The 20,539-nt window shown below is 61.5% G+C and carries 18 protein-coding genes and 2 pseudogenes; 10 read left to right on the top strand and 10 right to left on the bottom strand.

Features of this window, described 5'->3' with window-relative positions; all coding sequences use genetic code 11:
• The first annotated feature begins 39 nt into the window (after positions 1–39).
• The 3 genes from ACZRN6_RS08600 to ACZRN6_RS08590 all read left to right on the top strand — a co-directional run bounded on the left by ACZRN6_RS08600 (position 40) and on the right by ACZRN6_RS08590 (position 4,786).
• Positions 40–477, top strand: a complete 438-nt coding sequence (locus ACZRN6_RS08600) for a MarR family winged helix-turn-helix transcriptional regulator (protein WP_464007706.1) — start codon at positions 40–42, stop codon at positions 475–477.
• Positions 478–756: 279 nt separating this feature from the next.
• Positions 757–1,233 carry a (2Fe-2S)-binding protein gene (locus ACZRN6_RS08595; protein WP_322145391.1) on the top strand — a complete coding sequence of 159 codons (477 nt, stop codon included), beginning with the start codon at positions 757–759 and terminating at the stop codon, positions 1,231–1,233.
• 16 nt (positions 1,234–1,249) lie between these two features.
• The gene (locus tag ACZRN6_RS08590) at positions 1,250–4,786 is read left to right on the top strand and encodes a molybdopterin cofactor-binding domain-containing protein (protein ID WP_464007705.1); all 3,537 of its coding nucleotides are present in this window, start codon (positions 1,250–1,252) and stop codon (positions 4,784–4,786) included.
• Between the two features lie 129 nt (positions 4,787–4,915).
• Here ACZRN6_RS08590 and ACZRN6_RS08585 read toward each other — a convergent pair whose 3' ends face one another.
• A complete protein-coding gene (locus ACZRN6_RS08585; RefSeq protein WP_322145389.1) occupies positions 4,916–5,551 on the bottom strand; it encodes a TetR/AcrR family transcriptional regulator in 636 nt (211 codons plus the stop codon).
• A 153-nt stretch (positions 5,552–5,704) separates the two neighbouring features.
• On the opposite strand from ACZRN6_RS08585, the gene ggt reads away from it, so the two are divergent.
• Positions 5,705–7,429 carry a gamma-glutamyltransferase gene (ggt, locus tag ACZRN6_RS08580; protein ID WP_464007704.1) on the top strand — a complete coding sequence of 575 codons (1,725 nt, stop codon included), beginning with the start codon at positions 5,705–5,707 and terminating at the stop codon, positions 7,427–7,429.
• On the opposite strand, the gene ACZRN6_RS08575 is transcribed toward ggt, so the two are convergent.
• The 5 genes and pseudogenes from ACZRN6_RS08575 to ACZRN6_RS08555 form a co-directional block, all read right to left on the bottom strand.
• Complete coding sequence (locus ACZRN6_RS08575; RefSeq protein WP_464007703.1) at positions 7,426–8,943, bottom strand: FAD-dependent oxidoreductase; 1,518 nt, start codon at positions 8,941–8,943, stop codon at positions 7,426–7,428. The genes ggt and ACZRN6_RS08575 overlap by 4 nt on opposite strands.
• A 224-nt stretch (positions 8,944–9,167) precedes the next feature.
• On the bottom strand, positions 9,168–9,689 hold the full coding sequence (locus tag ACZRN6_RS08570) for an AAA family ATPase (RefSeq protein ID WP_464007839.1): 522 nt from the start codon (positions 9,687–9,689) through the stop codon (positions 9,168–9,170).
• Complete coding sequence (gene pnuC, locus ACZRN6_RS08565; protein ID WP_464007702.1) at positions 9,686–10,249, bottom strand: nicotinamide riboside transporter PnuC; 564 nt, start codon at positions 10,247–10,249, stop codon at positions 9,686–9,688. Before pnuC ends, ACZRN6_RS08570 begins: the two co-directional genes overlap by 4 nt.
• 125 nt (positions 10,250–10,374) lie before the next feature.
• The gene (locus tag ACZRN6_RS08560; RefSeq protein ID WP_464007701.1) at positions 10,375–10,545 is read right to left on the bottom strand and encodes a hypothetical protein; all 171 of its coding nucleotides are present in this window, start codon (positions 10,543–10,545) and stop codon (positions 10,375–10,377) included.
• A 39-nt stretch (positions 10,546–10,584) separates the two neighbouring features.
• Positions 10,585–10,821 (bottom strand): annotated as a pseudogene (locus ACZRN6_RS08555) (methyl-accepting chemotaxis protein); the annotation flags it as partial.
• A gap of 228 nt (positions 10,822–11,049) precedes the next feature.
• On the opposite strand from ACZRN6_RS08555, the gene ACZRN6_RS08550 reads away from it, so the two are divergent.
• Together ACZRN6_RS08550 and ACZRN6_RS08545 are read left to right on the top strand one after the other, a co-directional pair.
• Positions 11,050–11,880 (top strand): undecaprenyl-diphosphate phosphatase, encoded by an 831-nt coding sequence (locus tag ACZRN6_RS08550; protein WP_322145384.1) that lies wholly within the window; start codon positions 11,050–11,052, stop codon positions 11,878–11,880.
• The gene (locus tag ACZRN6_RS08545; protein WP_322145383.1) at positions 11,877–12,260 is read left to right on the top strand and encodes a DUF1294 domain-containing protein; all 384 of its coding nucleotides are present in this window, start codon (positions 11,877–11,879) and stop codon (positions 12,258–12,260) included. Before ACZRN6_RS08550 ends, ACZRN6_RS08545 begins: the two co-directional genes overlap by 4 nt.
• Here ACZRN6_RS08545 and ACZRN6_RS08540 read toward each other — a convergent pair.
• Positions 12,243–12,605, bottom strand: a complete 363-nt coding sequence (locus ACZRN6_RS08540) for an MmcQ/YjbR family DNA-binding protein (protein ID WP_322145382.1) — start codon at positions 12,603–12,605, stop codon at positions 12,243–12,245. The genes ACZRN6_RS08545 and ACZRN6_RS08540 overlap by 18 nt on opposite strands.
• On the bottom strand, positions 12,602–13,510 hold the full coding sequence (locus ACZRN6_RS08535) for a LysR substrate-binding domain-containing protein (RefSeq protein ID WP_322145381.1): 909 nt from the start codon (positions 13,508–13,510) through the stop codon (positions 12,602–12,604). The genes ACZRN6_RS08540 and ACZRN6_RS08535 overlap by 4 nt, the downstream gene beginning before the upstream one ends.
• Before the next feature lie 157 nt (positions 13,511–13,667).
• Between ACZRN6_RS08535 and ACZRN6_RS08530 the strand changes: the two genes are divergently transcribed.
• The 3 genes from ACZRN6_RS08530 (at position 13,668) to ACZRN6_RS08520 (ending at position 16,603) form a co-directional block, all read left to right on the top strand.
• Positions 13,668–14,606, top strand: a complete 939-nt coding sequence (locus ACZRN6_RS08530; protein WP_464007700.1) for an AraC family transcriptional regulator — start codon at positions 13,668–13,670, stop codon at positions 14,604–14,606.
• A 120-nt stretch (positions 14,607–14,726) separates the two neighbouring features.
• A complete protein-coding gene (locus ACZRN6_RS08525; protein ID WP_322145379.1) occupies positions 14,727–15,338 on the top strand; it encodes an FMN-dependent NADH-azoreductase in 612 nt (203 codons plus the stop codon).
• Between the two features lie 227 nt (positions 15,339–15,565).
• The gene (locus ACZRN6_RS08520; RefSeq protein ID WP_322145378.1) at positions 15,566–16,603 is read left to right on the top strand and encodes an alpha/beta hydrolase family protein; all 1,038 of its coding nucleotides are present in this window, start codon (positions 15,566–15,568) and stop codon (positions 16,601–16,603) included.
• Here ACZRN6_RS08520 and ACZRN6_RS08515 read toward each other — a convergent pair.
• Positions 16,597–17,781 (bottom strand): MFS transporter, encoded by a 1,185-nt coding sequence (locus ACZRN6_RS08515; protein WP_464007699.1) that lies wholly within the window; start codon positions 17,779–17,781, stop codon positions 16,597–16,599. The genes ACZRN6_RS08520 and ACZRN6_RS08515 overlap by 7 nt on opposite strands.
• Before the next feature lie 346 nt (positions 17,782–18,127).
• Complete coding sequence (locus ACZRN6_RS08510; RefSeq protein WP_322145376.1) at positions 18,128–19,717, bottom strand: ABC-F family ATPase; 1,590 nt, start codon at positions 19,715–19,717, stop codon at positions 18,128–18,130.
• A gap of 508 nt (positions 19,718–20,225) precedes the next feature.
• On the opposite strand from ACZRN6_RS08510, the pseudogene ACZRN6_RS08505 reads away from it, so the two are divergent.
• A pseudogene (locus ACZRN6_RS08505) lies at positions 20,226–20,503 on the top strand (SAM-dependent methyltransferase); the annotation flags it as partial.
• Between the last annotated feature and the right edge of the window lie 36 nt (positions 20,504–20,539).

Genomic DNA, 20,539 nt, shown 5'->3' with positions numbered 1-20,539 from the left:
TCATGCCACCCCATCGCCCACCGTCTCCGCGAGCCCGCCGTGCCTGATTCCTATGTTTTCTCCGAACAAGTCGGCCACCTTCTGCGCAAGGCCTACCAGCGCCACCTGGCAATCTTCCAGCAGAACGTCGGCGACTCCCAGCTCACCGCCGTCCAGTTCGTCACCCTGTGCGCCCTGCGCGATCACGGTGCAAGTTCGCTGACCGAACTGGTCAAGGCCACCGCCGTCGACCAGGCGACCATCCGCGGCATCGTCGAACGCCTCAAGGCCCGCGAACTGATCACCCTGGAGCCCGACCCCCAGGACAAGCGCAAAGTCGTGGTCAACCTGTCCGACTCCGGCGCCGCCCTAGTGCAGCAAACCGTACCCTGCGCCGCGACCATCACCGAACTGACCCTGAGCAACCTCAACCCTGCCGAACGCGTCGCCGTGCTATTCCTGCTACGCAAAATGATCGACGACCCCCAAACCACCTGAAGCCCCCCCCCCGTAGCAGCTGTCGAGCCCCAGCGAGGCTGCGTCGGCCGCACCTCTATAGCGAGCCATGCACACCCCGCATCGCGCCCACGCAGCCTCGCCAAGGCTCGACAGCTGCTACGTAAATGGCATTTGCCTGACGGGCTGGCACCGTTTTTGCTGTGCATTGATGTAGTAACCACTTCACCAGTCAAGTGTGTCGCGAGACCCCAGGTGCGCGACGCTTTTTTTTGACTATTTAATGTAGTGGGCACTTCACCAAAGCCATGGGCGAAGCGAATGATCAGCCAGCACATCACGGTAACGCTTGAGGTCAACGGCCACACCACGCAAGTCAGCGCAATGGCCGACACCCCGCTATTGCTCATCCTGCGCAATGACCTGCAACTCAACGGCCCCAAATACGGTTGCGGCCTGGGGGAGTGCGGCGCCTGCACGGTGATCATCGATGGCGTGGCCGCACGCTCCTGCGTCTTCCCCCTGTCGGGCGCCGTGGGCCGCGACATCGTCACCCTCGAAGGCCTCGGCACCCGCCAAACCCCGCACCCGGTGCAACAGGCCTTTATCGACGAGCAGGCCGCCCAGTGCGGCTACTGCCTGAACGGCATGATCATGACCGCCAAGGCCTTGCTAGACCGCAATCCAAACCCCAGCGAAGCCCAGGTGCGCAGCGAACTGTCGGGCAACCTGTGCCGCTGCGGCACCCATATCGAAATCCTCCGCGCGGTGCTGCGTGCCGCCCGCCAAACGCCTTGAACGTGGATCGATGACCATGAACGACACAATCCCTTCCCGCGACCAATGGCTGGCCAAGGCCGGCGTCCTGTTGATTGTCGACGACGTGCTGCCACCTTCGGGGCCGGTGGCCAAGGGCGGCACACCGACGGTCAAGCCCAAGGAACTGGGGCTGTTTATTGCGGTGAACGATGACGGGTTGGTGTACGCCTTCAACGGGCACGTGGACCTGGGCACCGGTATTCGCACCTCACTGGCGCAGATCGTCGCCGAGGAACTGGACCTGACGATGGAGCAGGTACGCATGGTGCTCGGCGACACCGAGCGCGTGCCCAACCAGGGCGCGACCATTGCCAGTGCGACCTTGCAGATTTCCGCAATCCCGCTGCGCAATGCCGCTGCCGAAGCGCGGCGTTTCCTGCTGGCGCGGGCCGCGCAACGCTGGTCTGTCGCGGTACAGGAGCTCAAGGTCGACGCAGGCATCATTAGCGCCGAAGACGGACGCACCACCACTTATGGCGAACTGGTGGTTGGCGAACATGACGAGCTGCACATCAGCGGCGACGCACCGCTCAAAGCCACCGCCGATTACCGCCTGGTGGGCAAAGGTGCCGCCCGAGTGGATATCCCGGGCAAGGCTACCGGCGAGCTGACGTACGTGCACGACATGCGCGTGCCGGACATGCTCCATGGCCGGGTGATCCGTCCGCCGTATGCGGGCCTGGACTGCGGCGACTTCGTTGGCAACAGCCTGCTGAAGGTCGACGAGGCCTCCATTGCCCATATCCCGGGAATTGTCGCCGTGGTGGTGATCCGTGATTTTGTTGGCGTGGTCGCATTGCGCGAGGAACAGGCGATCAAGGCCGCCCAGGAGTTGATCGTCCACTGGAAGCCCTGGAACAACAACCTGCCGGACATGAGCGATGTCGAGCAAGCGATTCGCGACAACCCACGGGTACGCCGAACCGTGCTCGACCAAGGTAACGTCGATGAAGCGCTGGCCGCCGCCAGCCAGCGCATGCCCCGCACGTACCTGTGGCCGTACCAGATGCACGGCTCCATTGGCCCGTCCTGCGGCGTGGCGGATTATCAGCCTGGGGTGAGCCGGGTCTGGTCCGGCAGCCAGAACCCGCACCTGCTGCGGGCAGACCTGGCCTGGCTACTGGAATGTGCAGAAGAATCCATCGACGTGATCCGCATGGAAGCTGCCGGCTGCTACGGCCGCAACTGCGCCGACGATGTGTGCGCTGACGCCTTGCTGCTGTCGCGCGCCGTGGGCAAGCCGGTGCGGGTGCAACTGAGCCGCGAACAGGAGCACTTGTGGGAGCCCAAGGGCACCGCGCAGCTGATGGATGTCGACGGCGGCCTGAACGCTGATGGCAGCATCGCCGCCTATGACTTTGAAACCAGCTACCCGTCCAACGGTGCACCCACCCTGGCGCTGCTGCTGACCGGCCGGGTCGAGCCGGTGGCGGCGATGTTCGAGATGGGCGACCGCACGTCGATCCCGCCCTACGACATTGAGAACATGCGCGTCACCATCAACGACATGGCGCCGATCGTGCGCGCCTCGTGGATGCGCGGTGTGTCGGCGTTGCCCAACACCTTCGCCCATGAATCCTATATTGACGAACTGGCCTTCGCCGCCGGCGTCGATCCGGTGGAATACCGCCTGCGTTACCTGAAGGATGAGCGTGCCATCGAGCTGGTGAAATCCACCGCCGAACGCGCCAACTGGGTACCGCGTACCGCGCCGATGCAAACCGCTAACGAAGACCACCTGCTGCGGGGCCGGGGCTTTGCCTACGCGCGCTATATCCACAGCAAGTTCCCCGGCTTCGGCGCGGCGTGGGCGGCGTGGGTGGCGGACGTGGCCATCGACAAACAGACCGGTGACGTCTCGGTGACCCGCGTAGTAATCGGGCACGACTCGGGGATGATGATCAACCCGGCGGGTGTGCAGCACCAGATCCATGGCAATGTGATCCAGTCCACCAGCCGCGTGCTCAAGGAGCGCGTGACCTTTGAAGAGTCCACCGTAGCCAGCAAGGAGTGGGGCGGTTATCCGATCCTGACCTTCCCGGAGGTGCCGCAGATCGACGTGCTGATGATGCCGCGCCAGGACCAGCCGCCGATGGGCGCCGGTGAATCCGCCTCGGTACCCAGCGCAGCGGCAATCGCGAATGCGATCTATGATGCCACCGGCATTCGTTTTCGCGAGTTGCCGATCACCCCCGAGCGCGTATTGGCCGCGCTGAATGCGGGCACCTTGGGCGAGCCGGAAAAGTCCCCGCAGAAACGCCGCAAATGGTTGTTCGGCTCATTGTTCGCAGCCTTTGGCGCGGTGCTGGGCATGGCCGCCACCGCATGGCCGTTTCACAGTGAAATCGCCCCGATTGCGCCACCCAGCGCCGGCACCTGGTCCAAGGCCACCCTGGAGCGCGGGCGTTTGCTGGCCGCCGTGGGGGACTGCGCGGTGTGCCACACCGCGCCGGGCGGCGCCACCAATGCTGGCGGGCTGGCGATGCACACGCCGTTCGGCACGCTGTACAGCAGCAACATAACCCCGGATCAGAAGACCGGGATTGGCAACTGGTCCTACCCGGCGTTCGAGCGGGCGATGCGCGACGGCATTGGCCGCGACGGTCGCAACCTGTACCCGGCGTTTCCCTATACCGCGTTTCGCAATATCAACGATGCCGACATGCAGGCGCTGTATGCCTACCTGATGTCACAGGCGCCAGTGAGCCAGGCACCCGTGCCGAATGCGATGAGCTTTCCGTTCAATATCCGGCCGTTGATGGCCGGGTGGAATGCGCTGTTTTTGCGTCGGGGAGAAATCACCGTACAGCCCCAGCGTAGCGAGCAATGGAATCGCGGCGCTTATCTGGTTAATGGCCTGGGGCACTGCGCAGCGTGCCATTCCCCACGCAACCTGATGGGGGCGGAGAAGGGCGGCAAGGCGTTCCTGGCGGGCGGCATGGTGGATGGCTGGGAAGCGCCTGCCTTGAATGGTTTGTCCAAGGCGCCGACACCGTGGACTGAAGATCAGTTGTTCACCTATCTGAGCACCGGTTACTCCGATGCCCACGGCGTAGCGACCGGTCCGATGGGGCCGGTCGTAACCGAATTGGCGAAATTGCCCAAGACCGATATCCGCGCGATGGCGGTGTACCTGGCCTCGCTGAATGACAGCGGCGCCGCCGAAGCGCAAGTCGTGGCCGCCGCAACGCTGCCCAATGCCAATGGACGCCGGGTATTCGAAGGCTCGTGCAAGGCCTGCCATGCCGACGGCCAGGGGCCGACACTGTTCGGCGTCAGCCCGTCACTGGCGACCAATTCCAATGTGCACAGCGATCAACCGGACAACCTGATCAAGGTGATCCTGCAAGGCATCAGCACTCCGGCCACCAAGGATTTGGGTTATATGCCCGCGTTCAAGGACAGCCTGTCGAACACCCAAGTGGCGGAATTGGCCGCCTACCTACGCGGGCGCTTCGCACCCAATGCACCGCAATGGGACAGCTTGGAGCGAAGGGTCGCTCACCTAAGAGCCAACCCCGGTACCCACTGACAGATTCAAGCCATATGGAGATCAACTGTGGGAGCTGGCTTGCCTGCGATAGCGGTGCCCCAGCCACTGAATTATTACCTGACCCACCGCAATCGCAGGCAAGCCAGCTCCCACATGTTGATTCGGTTTCTACCGTACCCCACGCAACACCAGATCACTGATAAACCCCAGCCAATCCCGCTGCTGTGTCTTGTCCGCCAGATCCTCTCCCAGAAACGAACTGAGGGTGTGCTGGTTGGAATTGTAGAAGTAGCACAACGAAGCAATCATCAAATACACATGCTTGATGTCCACATCCTCACGAAACAACCCCTGCGCCTGGCCCGCTTCAATGATTGGCCGCAACACCCCAACCGCTTCCCCGGACAACCGGCGCAGTTCGCCGGACTGTTTCGCATGCTTGCCCTTGTGCAGGTTCTCGATGCTCAGGATCGCCACAAACTCGGGATGCTTGACGTAGTAATTCCAGATAAACGCTACCAACGCCTGCAAGGCTTGCACCGGCGCTGCCAGGTCGAGCTTGAGTTTGCCTTCGGCTTTATTGAACTGTTCATAGGTGTGCTCCAGCACACACACGAACAGGTGTTCCTTGCTGCCGAAGTAGTAATACAGCATGCGGTCGTTGGACTCGGCCTCGCGCGAGATGCTTTCGACGCGCCCGCCGGAATAGCCGTCGCGGGTGAAGACCTTGACCGCCGCCTGGAGAATCCGTGCGCGCGTCTGGTCGGCCTGCTGGGCGCGGATACCGGTCTTCTTGATCACCATCGAAAAGCCTCTGCTGCACCGCGTAAAGGCCCGGAATATAGCATGGGCATTATTCCGTTACCGACAGGCTCTGTCACAAACGCGGCATCACGCTGGGGCTTGGATCCGAAACGTATTACTTTCTAGTTCTTCCAATAAACAGAGTAGCCAGGGATGAAATACCAACCGTTTACCCGAACATTGATTGCCACTGCGCTGGTGTTGACCGTCAGCGGTGTACAGGCGGCCTCCCAGGCCCCGGTGGCTGGCGAAAATGGCATGGTGGTCACGGCGCAGCACCTTGCCACCCATGTGGGCGTGGATGTGCTCAAGGCCGGTGGTAACGCCGTGGATGCGGCGGTGGCGGTGGGTTACGCCCTGGCCGTGGTGTACCCGGCGGCCGGTAACCTGGGCGGCGGCGGCTTCATGACCGTGCAACTGGCCGACGGGCGCAAGACCTTCCTCGACTTCCGCGAAAAAGCCCCGTTGGCAGCGACGGCCGACATGTACCTGGACAAGGACGGCAACGTGGTGCCGGACCTCAGTTCCAAGGGCCACCTGGCAGTCGGCGTGCCCGGTACCGTGTCCGGCATGGAACTGGCACTGAGCAAGTACGGCACCCTCAAGCGCGCCCAGGTGATCGCCCCGGCCATCAAGCTGGCCGAAGACGGCTTTGCCCTGGAGCAGGGCGATATCGACCTGCTGCACACTGCCACCGACGAATTCAAGAAAGACAAAGACCTGCGCGGGATTTTCCTGCACGGCGGCGAGCCGATGCTGCTCGGCCAGAAACTGGTGCAGAAAGACCTCGCGAAAACCCTGCGGGAAATCTCCGCCAAGGGCACCGACGGCTTTTACAAGGGCTGGGTGGCCAAGGCGATTGTCGATTCCAGCCAGTCAGGCAAAGGCCTCATCACCCAGGCCGACCTGGACAAATACAAGACCCGCGAACTGGCGCCCATCGAGTGTGACTACCGTGGCTACCACGTGGTCTCCGCGCCACCACCGAGCTCCGGCGGCGTGGTTATCTGCGAGATCATGAACATCCTCGAAGGCTACCCGATGGCCGATCTTGGCTATCACTCCGCCCAGGGCCTGCACTACCAGATCGAGGCCATGCGCCACGCGTACGTCGACCGCAACAGCTACCTGGGCGATCCGGACTTCGTGCAAAACCCGATCGACCATTTGCTGGACAAGGACTACGCCGCCAAACTGCGCGCCGCCATCGACCCGCAGAAAGCCGGCATCTCCCAAGACATCAAGCCCGGCGTTTCGCCGCACGAGGGCAATAACACCACCCACTACTCCATCGTCGACAAGTGGGGCAACGCGGTCTCGGTGACCTACACCCTCAACGACTGGTTTGGCGCCGGCGTAATGGCGAGCAAGACCGGGGTGATCCTCAACGACGAAATGGACGACTTCACCTCCAAGATCGGTGTGCCGAACATGTACGGGCTGGTGCAGGGCGAAGCCAACGCCATCGCACCGGGCAAGACGCCGCTGTCGTCTATGAGCCCGACTATCGTCACCAAGGATGGCAAGGCGGTGATGGTGGTGGGCACGCCGGGTGGCAGTCGTATCATCACGGCCACGTTGCTGACTATCCTCAACGTGATCGACTACAAGATGAACATCCAGGAAGCCGTGGACGCGCCGCGTTTCCACCAGCAATGGCTGCCTGAGTCGACCAATATCGAGCGCTTTGCCCTGAGCCCCGACACCCAGAAAATCCTTGAAGGCTGGGGCCACAAGTTTGCAGGCCCCCAGGATGCCAACCACCTGGCCGCGATCCTGGTTGGTGCGCCGTCGCTGGATGGCAAGCCAGTCGGCAACAACCGTTTCTATGGGGCCAACGACCCACGGCGCAATACCGGGCTGTCCCTGGGCTACTAAAGCCCGCGGATCAACTCAAGCACTTCTGCCTTCTTCAGCGGGTGTTTCAGGCGTTGCGAAAGCAGCGCCATCGCCCGCTGATGTTCACAGGCAATCACCGCTTCCACGTCATCGCCATGGCAGAGCAGGGCGATGAAGTCGTGGTGCTGCAGGTCGCCTTCCACGTGGAGCCGGTTCCATTGGCGTGGATGGCCCAGCAGTTCAAAGGTCTTGCCGAAGTGATAGGTCCAGAAGAACGGCACATCGGCAAACGTCTGTTCGGCACCCAGCATATTGCGCGCTGCCAGCACCCCGAGTTGCTGCGCCACACGCCAGTGCTCGATACGTACGGGGTGGTCGTTCCATGGGAAGCTCACCATATCGCCCGCCGCCCATAGGCCGGGAGCGACACGCAAACTCGCGTCGGCTTTGAGTGACTGGTCTTCGGCTTTTTGCAGCCCATGAACAAACCCGGTGGCCGGTGTGACGCCGACGCCCATCAACACCAGATCTGCCGCCAGTCGGTGGCCGTTTTTCAGCACCACCGTGGTCACATTCGCGTGCCCTTCCAGGCGGTCGGGCTCGCTGGCGCTGTGGAATATGACGCCGTTGGCTTCATGCAATTGGCGCAGTGACGCACCGATGCGCTTGCCCAACTGTGCGGCCATCGGGATCTCGTGGCGACCCACCACCTGCACGGTCAAACCACGCTTGCGCAAGGCTGAGGCAGCTTCCAGGCCAATAAAGCTGTCGCCGATGATTACCGCGCAGGTGCCCGGTTGAGCGGCCTCGACGATACGCGCCGCGTCGTCCCGGGAGCGCAGCACAAAGACGTTATTGAGCACGGTGCCCGGAATATCCAGCGGCTTGGCTACGCCGCCGGTGGCCAGTAGCGCCGCGTCATAGTCGAAGCGGCGGCCGTCTACGAGCTGGAGGCATTTTGTTTGAGGGTCGAGGTGTTGCACTTCGCCGTGAATCCGGAGGTTGCGGTAGATGTTCTCGTCCAGCAAGGGCGGGGTTTCTTGCGGTGCCATCTCGCCTGCAATGACAAATTTGCTCAAGGCCGTGCGGTCGTAGGCGGGGCCTGGTTCCTGGTCGATCCATAACAGGCGCCCGGTGAAACCTTCGCGCCGCAAGGTGGCGACGGCCGCCGAGCCCGCTGCGCCAGCGCCCACCACGATAAAACGGCGGGAATCAGCGGCAGGTCGGGCGGGTGAAAAGGGCAGTGGCTCGTCGCCCACGCTGACTACACCGTGGTGAATTTCAACCGGATACTGCTTGAGTTGTTCCAAGGCGGGCGGCTCGCAGACCTGGCCGTCATCCACCCGGAAGGCGGCCTTGTGCCACGGGCAAATGAGCTTCCCGTCGCAGATCACGCCTTGTTCCAAGGGGGCCCCGGCGTGGGGGCAGTCCGCCTGGTAGGCACGGACCTTGTCACCCGAACGCACCAGCAGAATCTTGCGGGCGGCGGTTTCAACCCGAACGCCGCGGTCTTCGGGCAAATTGATCAAGCGGGCAACAATGCGCATGTTCATAGGCCAATCTCCTTTTAGGGATTGACCCGTGGCCTGCGTCGAGGACTGCGTCGACCCGATAATCGGCCTTCAGCCCTGCGCGTTGCAGTGCGGCCCGCGCTCACGCTCGAATACGCTGACGGTAAAGCCGTTGACCTGGAGAATCCGCGCCAGGGTCAGCCCGCGGGGCCACCACCGACAATGGCAATGCGTAATGAGCGGTTCATGGGTGTTGTCCTCGCCGGTTAATCCAGCAGTTGTTCCACAGCTGAAAACGCTTGGTCTTGGCGTGCTTGCCAATCCCCCCGGATTATCCGTAATGGCTGATGATGTTGCTCCAGCCAGTCACGGCTGGCCTGGAAGAATGCCAGGCGGTCGGCAAATTCCGGCTGGCAGCGCTGGCCATCGGCTGTCCATTCCACGTCTTCCGGCGACAGCAGCAGGTGCAGGTCGTAGTGGCGGGCGAGCAGTTCGCTGTCGAGCCATGCCGGGCAGTCGTCAAACAGGATCTGGCTCCACAGCGTATTGGTCAGCAGGTTGGTGTCCAGGATCAGCAATGCGGGCTGCGCGGCCCGGGCGGCATCTTCCCAGGCCAGTTGGCCGCGGGCGATGGCCGGGATATCGGCCAGGGTGGTATCGCGTTGGTGGTAATCGATGAAATGGCGCACGTATTCGCCCACCATCAACCCACCGAAATGCGCCTGCAACTGCGCCGCCAGCCAGCTTTTACCGCTGGATTCGGGGCCGGCCAGCACCACCACTTTCATGCGTGCAACGCCGGGTCGGCGCGCCATTCGCGCCAGCCTTGCACGGCGATAACGGTGAACAAGGCATAGAGCGCGGCGGTCAGGTACAGGCCTTTATAGAGGAACAGCCCGACGAAGATCACATCCACGGCAATCCACAGCGGCCAGCATTGCACGCGTTTTTGCGCCATCCACATCTGCGCCACCAGGCTGAAGCCGGTCAGGGCGGCGTCCAGCCAGGGTTGGGCGGCGTCGGTCCAGTGGGCCATGGCGGCGCCCAGCAACAGGCTGCCCAACGCACCAATGGCCAGGCCTTGCAGGATCGGTAGCAGCCCCAGGCTGGTGACCTGCCGGCCTTGCCTGACCTCGCCGGCGCGGGTCCACTGCCACCAGCCGTAAAGTTGCAGGGCCGCGTAGATCACTTGCAGCAGCATGTCGGAGTAGAGCTTCACATCGAAGAAGATCCAGGTGTACAGCAGCACCATCACCAGGCCGATGGGCCAACACCACGGGTTCTGTTTAACCGTCAACCAGACAGCGATCACCCCCAGGGCGGCGGCAAACAGTTCAAGCCCGGACATGGCGGTTCCTTGGGGAGTCGAAGAGGGCGGTGATTGTAACCAGAGTGGTGGGCACGGGGTAGAGCTCCTCTGTGGTGAGGGGACAAACCCCCTCACCACAGAAAGTCCTTTTGGCAGAGATCGAGTCAGACCTTGAACTGGCGCAGCAGCCCGTCGAGTTGTTTGCTCAAGCCTTTCATGTGCGCACTGGCCACGCTCGACTGCTCTGCCGCCAACGCCGTGCTGTGGGACAACCCGGCCGCGTCGATGGCGGCATTGAGGGCCAGCAGGTTGGCCTGCACCTGTGCATTGCGCATTTCGCTGGCGTTGGGTGTCGAGGGTGCGGGTCAGGTCGCTGCTTGCTTTTGCGCCGCTGCACGGGGCAGGACGCCGCTGGTTTCGAGGGTGTGATAATACGTCGGGATCCCGCTGGCGGCCTGGATCACCCGCTGGGTCTGCTCGCTCTTGGCCAGGTAAAGGTCGCCATGAATCTGCTTGAGCATAAGCAGGCCAAGGGTTAGCAGCATCAGCACGGCGACGATCAGGATCAGCCAGAGGCGCCGGCTGATCGACATACTGCGCAAACTGTTCATGGTCCTGTTACTCGGTGTTCTTATAAATTTGGGTGCTGCATCGACATTTCCGGCTTGTCTGATAGGCTCTCGGCGCAGAATCAAAAAACCTGAGTCCTGCCTGATTTTTCACGGAATTTTCGCGGCCCGGTCTTGATTAGCGGCGTGGCTTTCGCCGCGCACTCATCGTCAGTGAACACTTAAAATTATTATCGAGGCGTGCCGGGTGCATGACCTTTGGGGGAATCGATGGATCTTTGGACCGCCGTTCAGGCGCTGATACTCGGGGTTGTAGAAGGGTTGACGGAGTTTTTGCCGATCTCCAGTACCGGGCACCAGATTATCGTCGCCGACTTGATCAACTTCGGCGGCGAACGCTTTGAAGCGTTCAATATCATCATCCAGTTGGGCGCGATCCTGGCGGTGGTGTGGGAGTTTCGACGCAAGATCCTGGACGTGGTGATCGGCTTGCCGACCCAGCGCAACGCCCAGCGTTTTACGGTCAACCTGATCATCGCCGTGTTGCCGGCGGTGGTGTTGGGGGTGATTTTTGCCGACCTGATCAAGCACTACCTGTTCAACCCGGTCACTGTGGCGGCGGCGTTGGTGGTGGGCGGCGTCATCATGTTGTGGGCCGAGCGTCGCCAACATGAAGTGCACGCCGAAACCGTCGACCAGATCACCTGGAAGGACGCCCTGAAAGTCGGCTTTGCCCAGTGCCTGGCGATGATTCCAGGCACCTCGCGTTCCGGCGCCACGATCATTGGCGGCCTGCTGTTCGGCCTGTCGCGCAAGACCGCCACCGAGTTCTCGTTCTTCCTCGCAATGCCAACCATGGTCGGCGCGGCGGTGTATTCGGGCTACAAGTACCGCCACCTGTTCCAGCCCGATGACCTGCCGGTGTTTGCCCTCGGGTTCGTCACCTCGTTCATCTTCGCGATGATCGCGGTCAAGGCGCTGCTCAAGTTCATCGCCAGCCACAGCTACGCGGCGTTTGCCTGGTACCGGATCGCCTTCGGCCTGGTGATCCTGGCGACGTGGCAGTTCGGCTGGATCGACTGGTCGGCCGTCAAGCCATGAACATCCAGCATCCGCGCTTCAAGGCGCTGGTGTTTGCACTGTTGTGCGCCGCGCCGCTGTTTGGCGCAGGCCTGCTGTGGTACCGCGGGGTTTCGTTGATCCCGCTGGTGGCCTATGGCGGGGTCAGCGTGGTGGCGTTCCTGCTGTACTGGAGCGACAAACGCAAGGCCCGCGAAGACAGCTGGCGCACCCCGGAAAACGTTCTGCACGCCGTGGAGCTGGCAGGCGGCTGGCCGGGGGCGTTGCTCGCCCAACAGGTGTTTCGCCACAAGACGCGCAAGGTGTCTTATCAGGTGGTGTTCTGGCTGATCGTGTTGCTGCACCAGGTGTTCTGGATTGATCAGTTGTTCCTGGGCGGCACGCTACTGTCGATCTTCTAGCAACAAGCCGACCTGCGTGCGCTTGGGCAGCTTGCTCACCACTAACTGGTGGGAACGCTGTAACAGGCCACGCAGTTCTTCAGCGCCCAGCGGGTAGGGCGTTTCCATGATGACCCACTGCGCCCGTGCCAGGTACGGCGCCGGGTGGATGCCCGGGCGGTCCACATGGCCCAGGAACAGCTCCTTGTCGACCTTGAAGGCCAGCGAATCACCCCGCAGGTGCTGCACGGCGAACATCTTGTTGCCGGCGATCGAGAACACCCGCACGCCGCCCCATTTGTAATCCTCGCGCGCGCCCGGCAAGCCCAGGCAAAACTCGGCAACCTGCTCCTCAGTCATCCTCATAACAAGCGGTCTCCACACCCTTTGAAGGCGTTATCCAGGTGATCGATCCAGGCCCGCACCGCCGGCAGCACACCGCGCCGGTGAGGGTATACCGCCTGCAACCAGCCGCCCGGCAATGACCATTGCGGCAACAGTTGCACCAACTGGCCGCTGGCCAACTCTTCCTCGCAATACATCATCGGCAGCACGGTAAACCCCAGGCTCGCGAGGGCGCAGGCCTTGCGTACGAGGAAATCGTCGATGCCCAGGCGCGCTTCCATCACCAGGTCGTGGCTGTTGCCCGCAGGGTCGAGCATCCGAAAGTGCACCATGCGGTCTGCTTCCAGGGCGCCCAGCACCGGCAATTGCTTGAGGTCTTCCAGGGTGTTGATCTGCCGGTCACGCACAAAGGCTGGGCTGGCAACAATCGCGGTCTGGGCCTGGCGCAGGCGCTTGGTCACCAGCAGTGGGTCCTCATCTCCCAGGTCGCGCACGCGCAAGGCTACGTCAATGCCTTCGGCCACCAGGTCGACGCGCCGGTTGACCAGGCTCATCTCCAGTTGCACCAGCGGGTTGGCGGTGAGAAACTCTGCCACTACGGTTTGCAGGAATTGGTGTGCCAGGCCCACCGGGCTGCTGACCCGCAACCGGCCACGGGGCTCGCTGGACATGCTGGCCACCGCCTCATCGGCCATTTCCGCCTCCAGCAGCATCGCCTGGCAGTGGCGCAGGTAGCGTTCACCCACGGCGGTCAGGGTCAGTTGGCGGGTGGTGCGTTGCAGCAGGCGAGCGCCGAGGCGTTCTTCCAGCTCGGCAATACGCCGCGACAGCCGGGACTTGGGAATCCCCAGCAGGCGTCCGGCGGCGGCAAAACCGCCGGCTTCCACTACCTTGGCGAAATAGTAGAGGTCATTCAGATCTTGCATGGTCGGCCTATTGTCCTGTCAATGGGACGAACTATCCGCGTCTGACGTCGGCAAATCCACCCCCAACTGCAGGCGCGCGCAAGCCCGCAGCCAGAGTCGGCTGGCCAGTGAGGCACCGGCGGGTTACCTTTTGGCTTTCCCCGGCCAGCGCATTCCAATGAACCTTGAACATCCACGTACCCACCGAATCATCGAGTTGATGGGGCAGTTGGCGCCCGTGGAGGGCTACAACCTGACGCCACTGGATGACGTGCGTTTCCTGCGCTCCAACCGGCCGCTGACGCGGGTCCCGGTGCTTTACGACCCGGGCATCGTGATTGTGTGCCAGGGCCGCAAGCGCGGTTTCCTGGGGGAAGACATCTACGTCTACGACGCCCAGCACTACCTGGTGGTATCGGTGCCGGTGCCGTTCACCATGGAGACCGAGGCCAGTGAAACCGAACCGATGCTCGCGGTGTACTTGCGCCTGGACTTCAACCTGGCCGCCGAACTGATGCTGGCGCTTGACGAGTTGGCCCCGCAGCCCGAAGCCTGCCCCAAGGGCATGTACGCCTCACCGATGGACGACAAACTCAGTGAGTCACTGTTGCGTTTCCTGGAAGTGATGAGCGTGCCGGTGGAAGCGCAGGTGCTCGGGCCCACCCTTATGCGCGAGATCTACTACCGCATCATCACGGGGGAGCAGGGCGGCTCGATGCGCGCCGCGCTGAATCGCCAGGGCCAGTTTGGCAAGGTGGCCCGGGCGATTCGCAAGATTCATGCTTGTTATGGTCAGCGCCTGGACGTGGAAGAGCTGGCCAAGGAAGCGATGATGAGCGTGCCCAGTTTTCACGCGCACTTTCGGACGGTGACCGAGACCTCGCCCATGCAGTACCTGAAGTCGACGCGCTTGCACCAGGCGCGACTGCTGATGCTCAGGAATGACATCACCGCCGCTACGGCTTGCGCCAGGGTGGGTTACGAAAGCGCGTCGCAGTTCAGCCGTGAGTTCAAGCGGTTTTTTGGGCGCACGCCTCATGAGGAGATCGATTGGATGAAGCGTACGTATGCGCTGCCCGCGCCCACCACTGCGTCTATCTACGTTTCGTCACATTAAAAGAATTGTCCCGCCAGTGGGACGAACAATCGCATTTTGCCCGACTAATCCCTGATTGGTTTCATCTGTAGGCTTATTTCCATTCAGTCGCCCTTGGCGATACTTACTTGGAGATGGTCCATGAAACTGTTGCATATCGATTCCAGCATCCTCGGCGACAACTCGGTTTCCCGTCAGTTGAGCGCAGGTGTAGTCAAGGCCTGGCAGGCAGCAGAGCCGGGTGTCGAAGTGGTTTATCGTGACTTGGCAGCCGACGCCATCAGTCACTTCTCGGGTGTCACCCTGGGCGCCTTGGGCACCGCCGCCGAATTGCGTGATGCCGTGCAAAAACATGAAGCCGACCTGAGCGCCTCCACCCTGGCCGAATTCCTCGCAGCAGATGCCGTAGTGCTGGCCGCGCCGATGTACAACTTCACCATCCCGACTCAACTGAAAGCCTGGATCGACCGCATTGCCGTCGCCGGCCAGACCTTCCGTTACACCGAAGCCGGCCCCGAAGGCCTGTGTGGTGGCAAGAAAGTCATCATTGTTTCCACCTCGGGTGGCTTGCACGTCGGCCAGCCGACGGGCGCCGCGCACGAAGATTACTTGAGCGTGTTGTTGGGCTTCCTGGGAATCACCGACATCGAGTTCGTCCGTGCCCACGGCCTGGCTTACGGTGATGAAGCACGTACCAAGGCGTTGAGCGACGCCCATGTATTGATCAGCGATCAGTTGTTCGCCGCAGCGTAAGACTTGTGTAAATTTTGCTGTTCCTCGATATCAATCTGAATCGAGGCGCCTAAACTCTGTATTCTGCTCGCCTGAAAAGCGAACGGAGTACGGAGTTTTTTCGTTTACCCGCTGTCACTACTTTGGCCCAGGTTATGCACGCATGGGTAAACCCTGCCAGTCCGAGCGCCTGAACCATGGATATTTCAATAGCTACGCGGGCTTACGCAGCAAAGGTGGACATCCCCATGATGCGTCTTTGTGCAGTCTTGGTTCTTTCCCTGCTCGGCAGCCTGATTTCAGTGCAAGCCGCGCCAGCGCCGCACCCGCATTGGAGTGTCGGCTTTCATCGCATGACTTTTCTCGACCCGCTGGATTTGCAGCCGATGAAAGCCGTCGCGTTCTACCCCTCCACCGGGCTGGAACACAGCACCCAGGTTGGGGCTTATCACATCGCCGCCACTGAAGATTCGAAAATCGCCATTGGCCGTTTTCCGATGTTGATGCTGTCCCATGGCAATACCGGCACCCCCCTGGCCCTGCACGACCTCGCCACTTCACTGGCGCGCAAGGGGTTTGTCGTCGTTGCGGTGCTGCACCCTGGTGACAACTACAAGGACCATAGCCGCCTGGGCACCTTAAGCAACCTGTATGGGCGCCCGATCCAGATTTCCGAAGCCATCACTGCGACCCTCGGCGACCCGATGCTGTCGCCTTTCGTCAACGTCGATCAGGTGGGCGTCATCGGTTATTCGGCTGGTGGTGAAACCGCGCTGATCCTGGCTGGTGCCAAGCCCGACCTGGACCGCCTGCGCCGCTATTGCCAGCAACGCCCCGAAGATCGCGACGCCTGCACCACCAAGGGCGAGTTGATCGTCGACCGCGACGACTTGCAGCCCCAGGCCGACCCGCGTATTCATGCCTTGATGCTAATGGCACCGTTGAGCCTGATGTTTGGTCGCCACACCCTGGCAGACGTGCATGTGCCGGTGCTGCTCTACAGCGGCGACGGCGACAAGTTGGTGGCCGTGGACAAAAACGCCGAGGCCCTGGCGCGCAAACTGCCGGAACCGCCAAATTTCAAATTGTTGGCCGGGGCAGGGCACTTCGTGTTCATGGCGCCATGCGATGAGAGCCAGTTGGCCGCGATGCCCGCCATGTGCACCGATGCGGACGGGGTCGACCGCGAAAGCATCCACCGCGACCTTATTTCCGAGGCTGGGCGGTTCTTCAACCATACCCTGGCGCAATCCACCCGGGCGGGCTTGCAGACAGCCGATCAGTAAGCGCGGCGTTTGAGCATGAGTGTCAGGCCCAGGCCAGAGACCGAGAGCAGGGCCGCGCAGAAGAAGATCCACGAGTAGCCCAGGTTCAACGCCACCGCACCCATCACCGGCCCGGCGATCGCCAGCGCCAGGTCAAAAAACACCGCATACGCACTCAGCCCTGCGCCTCGGCTGCTGTTGGGCACCTGCTTGATCGCCTCCACGCCCAGCGCCGGGTACACCAGCGACAAACCAAAACCAGTCAGCCCGGCGCCGATCAATGCCACGCCAGTGGACGGGGCCAGCCACAGCAGCGTGAGGCCCAGGGTTTCGATGGCCATGCAGGCAATCGCCGCCGTGAAGCCGCCGAAGCGGTTGATGGCGGAGATAAACACCAGGCGTGACAGGATAAAACACACGCCAAATACCGTCAGGCACCAGGCGGCGCCGGTCCAGCCCCGGCTCAGGTAATACAGGGTGATAAAAGTGGTGAGGGTGCCGTAGCCAATCGAGGCGAGGCACAGGCTGGCGCCAAACGGCGCGATACGTCCAAACACCGCCCAGAACGGCAGGCGCTCGCCGCGCACCACGGGCACTGAAGGCTTGTTGCGGATCAGCAGCAGGCCCAGCGCGGAAAGCACCATAAGGGCGATGCCGAGGCTGGAGTAGCCGTAGTCGGCAACCATCACGACGCCCAGCGGCGCGCCAATCGCGATTGCGCCGTAGGAGGCGATGCCGTTCCACGAGATTGATCGTGCGGTATGTTCGGCACCGACTGCGCCCATGCACCAACTGATGGTACCGACGCCGATCAGGCCCTGCGCCACGCCCAGCAACAGCCGCCCGACAATCAATATGCCGAGGCTTAAAAGGGGCATGCTCTGCACCAGCGTGGCGATAAACGTCAGCACGCCGCTGAACAGGATCCCGCTCAAGCCCAGCACGATGGCGCGTTTGGTGCCTACGTTGTCCGACATGCGTCCGGCCATTGGGCGGCTGAGTAGCGTTGCCAGGTATTGCGAGCCGATGGTGATGCCTGCCACCACTGCGCTGAAGCCCAGTTCACCGTGGACGTAGCCGGGGATCACCGCAATCGGCAGGCCGATACAGATGAACGCGATGAAGGTGTAGAAGACGATGGAGACGATCTGCAGGGTGATCGACAGGGAGCTTGGGGCGGCGGGCTGGGGGGCAGGCATGAGGACTCGTTCGCGGGCGGGCGGTGAGCGCATCATGGCAAGGGCGTGGGGTAAAAGAAAGCAGGCTAACTATATTTGCTGATTTTGAGGGTCGTGCCTATCAGGCTTTGGATCCATGGGGCCTCCCTGGCCCAGGACGGCTAAAGCAGGCATGGTAAATGTGGGAGCTGTCGAGCTTTAGCGAGGCTGCGAAGGTGGCGGCATGGTCAATAAATATGTTGCCTGGCACACCGCTATCGCGGCCTCGCTAAAGCTCGACGGCTCCCACAGAAAAGCAGAGCCATATCCCAAAAAAAAACCCCATCACACTGGACGGGGCTTTTGCATTTCAAACAACCAGCAGTTCTTAGAAAACCACACCCTGACTACGCAGGTAATCATCATAAGTACCGCTGAAGTCGATCACGCCACTTGGGCTCAACTCGATAATGCGGGTGGCCAGCGACGATACAAACTCACGGTCATGGCTGACGAAGATCAGCGTGCCCGGATAGTTCTCCAACGCCAGGTTCAGCGCCTCGATGGATTCCATATCCAAGTGGTTGGTCGGTTCGTCCATGATCAACACGTTCGGCTTTTGCAGGATCAGCTTGCCGAACAACATGCGGCCTTGCTCACCACCGGAAATCACCTTTACCGACTTCAGGATCTCGTCGTTGGAGAACAGCATGCGGCCCAGGGTGCCGCGAACCACTTGCTCGCCTTCCTTGGTCCAGCGGCCCATCCAGTCGAACAGGTTGGACTCGTCTTCGAAGTCCGAAGCATGGTCCTGGGCGTAGTAGCCCAGTTCGGCGGCTTCGGTCCATTTGACGGTACCGGCGTCCGGGGACAGTTCGTTGACCAGGGTGCGCAGCAAAGTAGTCTTGCCGATACCGTTCGGACCAATGATCGCCACGCGCTCGCCGGCTTCCACCTGGAAGCTGAAGTCCTTGAACAGCGTCTTGCCATCAAAGCCCTTGGCCATGCGATCAACGATGACCGCCTGGCGGTGCAGCTTCTTGGTCTGGTCAAAGCGGATGAACGGGCTGACCCGGCTCGATGGCTTGACTTCGGCCAGTTGGATCTTGTCGATCGCCTTGGCGCGGGAAGTGGCCTGCTTGGCTTTGGAGGCGTTGGCCGAGAAGCGACTGACGAAGGATTGCAGCTCGGAGATCTGCGCTTTCTTCTTGGCGTTGTCCGACAGCAACTGCTCGCGGGACTGGGTCGCCACGGTCATGTACTCGTCGTAGTTGCCCGGGAACAGGCGCAGCTCGCCGTAGTCCAGGTCGGCCATGTGGGTGCAGACGCTGTTCAGGAAGTGACGGTCGTGAGAGATGATGATCATCAGGCTCGAACGTTGGGTCAGGATGTTTTCCAGCCAGCGGATGGTGTTGATGTCCAGGTGGTTGGTTGGCTCGTCGAGCAGCAACACTTCCGGATCCGAAAACAACGCCTGGGCCAGCAATACACGCAGCTTCCAACCTGGCGACACTTCGCTCATCGGGCCGTTGTGCTGCTCGATGCCGATACCCAGGCCCAACAGCAATTCACCGGCGCGCGATTCAGCGGTGTAGCCGTCCATCTCGGCGAAATCGGTTTCCAGCTCGGCAACGGCCATGCCGTCGTCTTCGGTCATTTCTGGCAGCGAGTAGATGCGATCGCGCTCGGCCTTGACCTTCCACAGCTCTTCGTGACCCATGATCACGGTGTCGAGCACGCTGAATTCTTCGTAGGCGAACTGGTCCTGGCGCAGTTTACCCAGGCGCACGTTTGGCTCCAGCATGACCTGGCCACCCGATGGGTCGAGGTCACCACCGAGGATTTTCATGAAGGTCGACTTGCCGCAACCGTTGGCACCGATCAGGCCATAACGGTTGCCAGCGCCGAACTTGACCGAAACGTTCTCAAATAGCGGCTTGGCGCCGAACTGCATGGTGATGTTAGCTGTGGAGATCAATTACTTTACCTATCAATAGCTTGGAGTGCGCTAGTTTGAGCCGGGCCCATTTTATGGCCCGGGCCAACGGGCATACGTCGGCAGCGACATCAAGGCTTTGGGCCCAGTCGCTGAGCAGAAAAATGGGTGCATGTTGGAATTTGGCGCGCATTGTCGCATATGTAGGGCGCGAGTTGTATGGCGCGGGCTAATGGATGTTGAGTGCCACGGCTTTGTGGCGGGCCCGGTATTCAATAAGGCGAGGGCTACAGGCCAGGATTTCGGCAAAACCGCTACAGAAGGAGCGCATTTGCATCGAAAAAGTCGCTCAAGGCGGCTTTTTTTCAAGGTTCTTATTGTTAACAGTTGAACATCTTTTAAGCCTGGCTTATTTTCCGTTGGTTCGCCCTACAGTGAGGGCTCTTTACCGGTTCAAGGATGGCGAGGCTTTCGCTGTAGGGCGAACCTCTATTTTGTCGCCATGATCAGATAATTGGGGACGCAATGGACGTGCTATCGGCCCAAGAGGCTATTTCCCATCGGCGTGCTGAACTGGATGCCGGACATCGGGCTGTTCATGGCCCATGTCGCCAGTACCCTGAGGCCCGGCGGCAGCCTGGTGATCTACGAAACCCACCCGTTCCTGGAAGTGTTCTTCGTCAGCGCAGCCATTGCCGCCGGCTGCAGATCAGCCATCTGCAGGAGTTCGCGCATTCAAATCGCGAGGAACTGTACGACCAGTATGAGAACCAGACCGCGCAATTGCCCCTGTGCTACGCCCTCACCGCCATCAAGCGCCCGGCCTGACGGGCTGCCGGGCAGGCAAAAAAAAGCCCGCGAGGA

This window comes from Pseudomonas sp. A125 (assembly GCF_055409485.1).
This window is presented reverse-complemented; position numbering and strand designations above follow the sequence as displayed.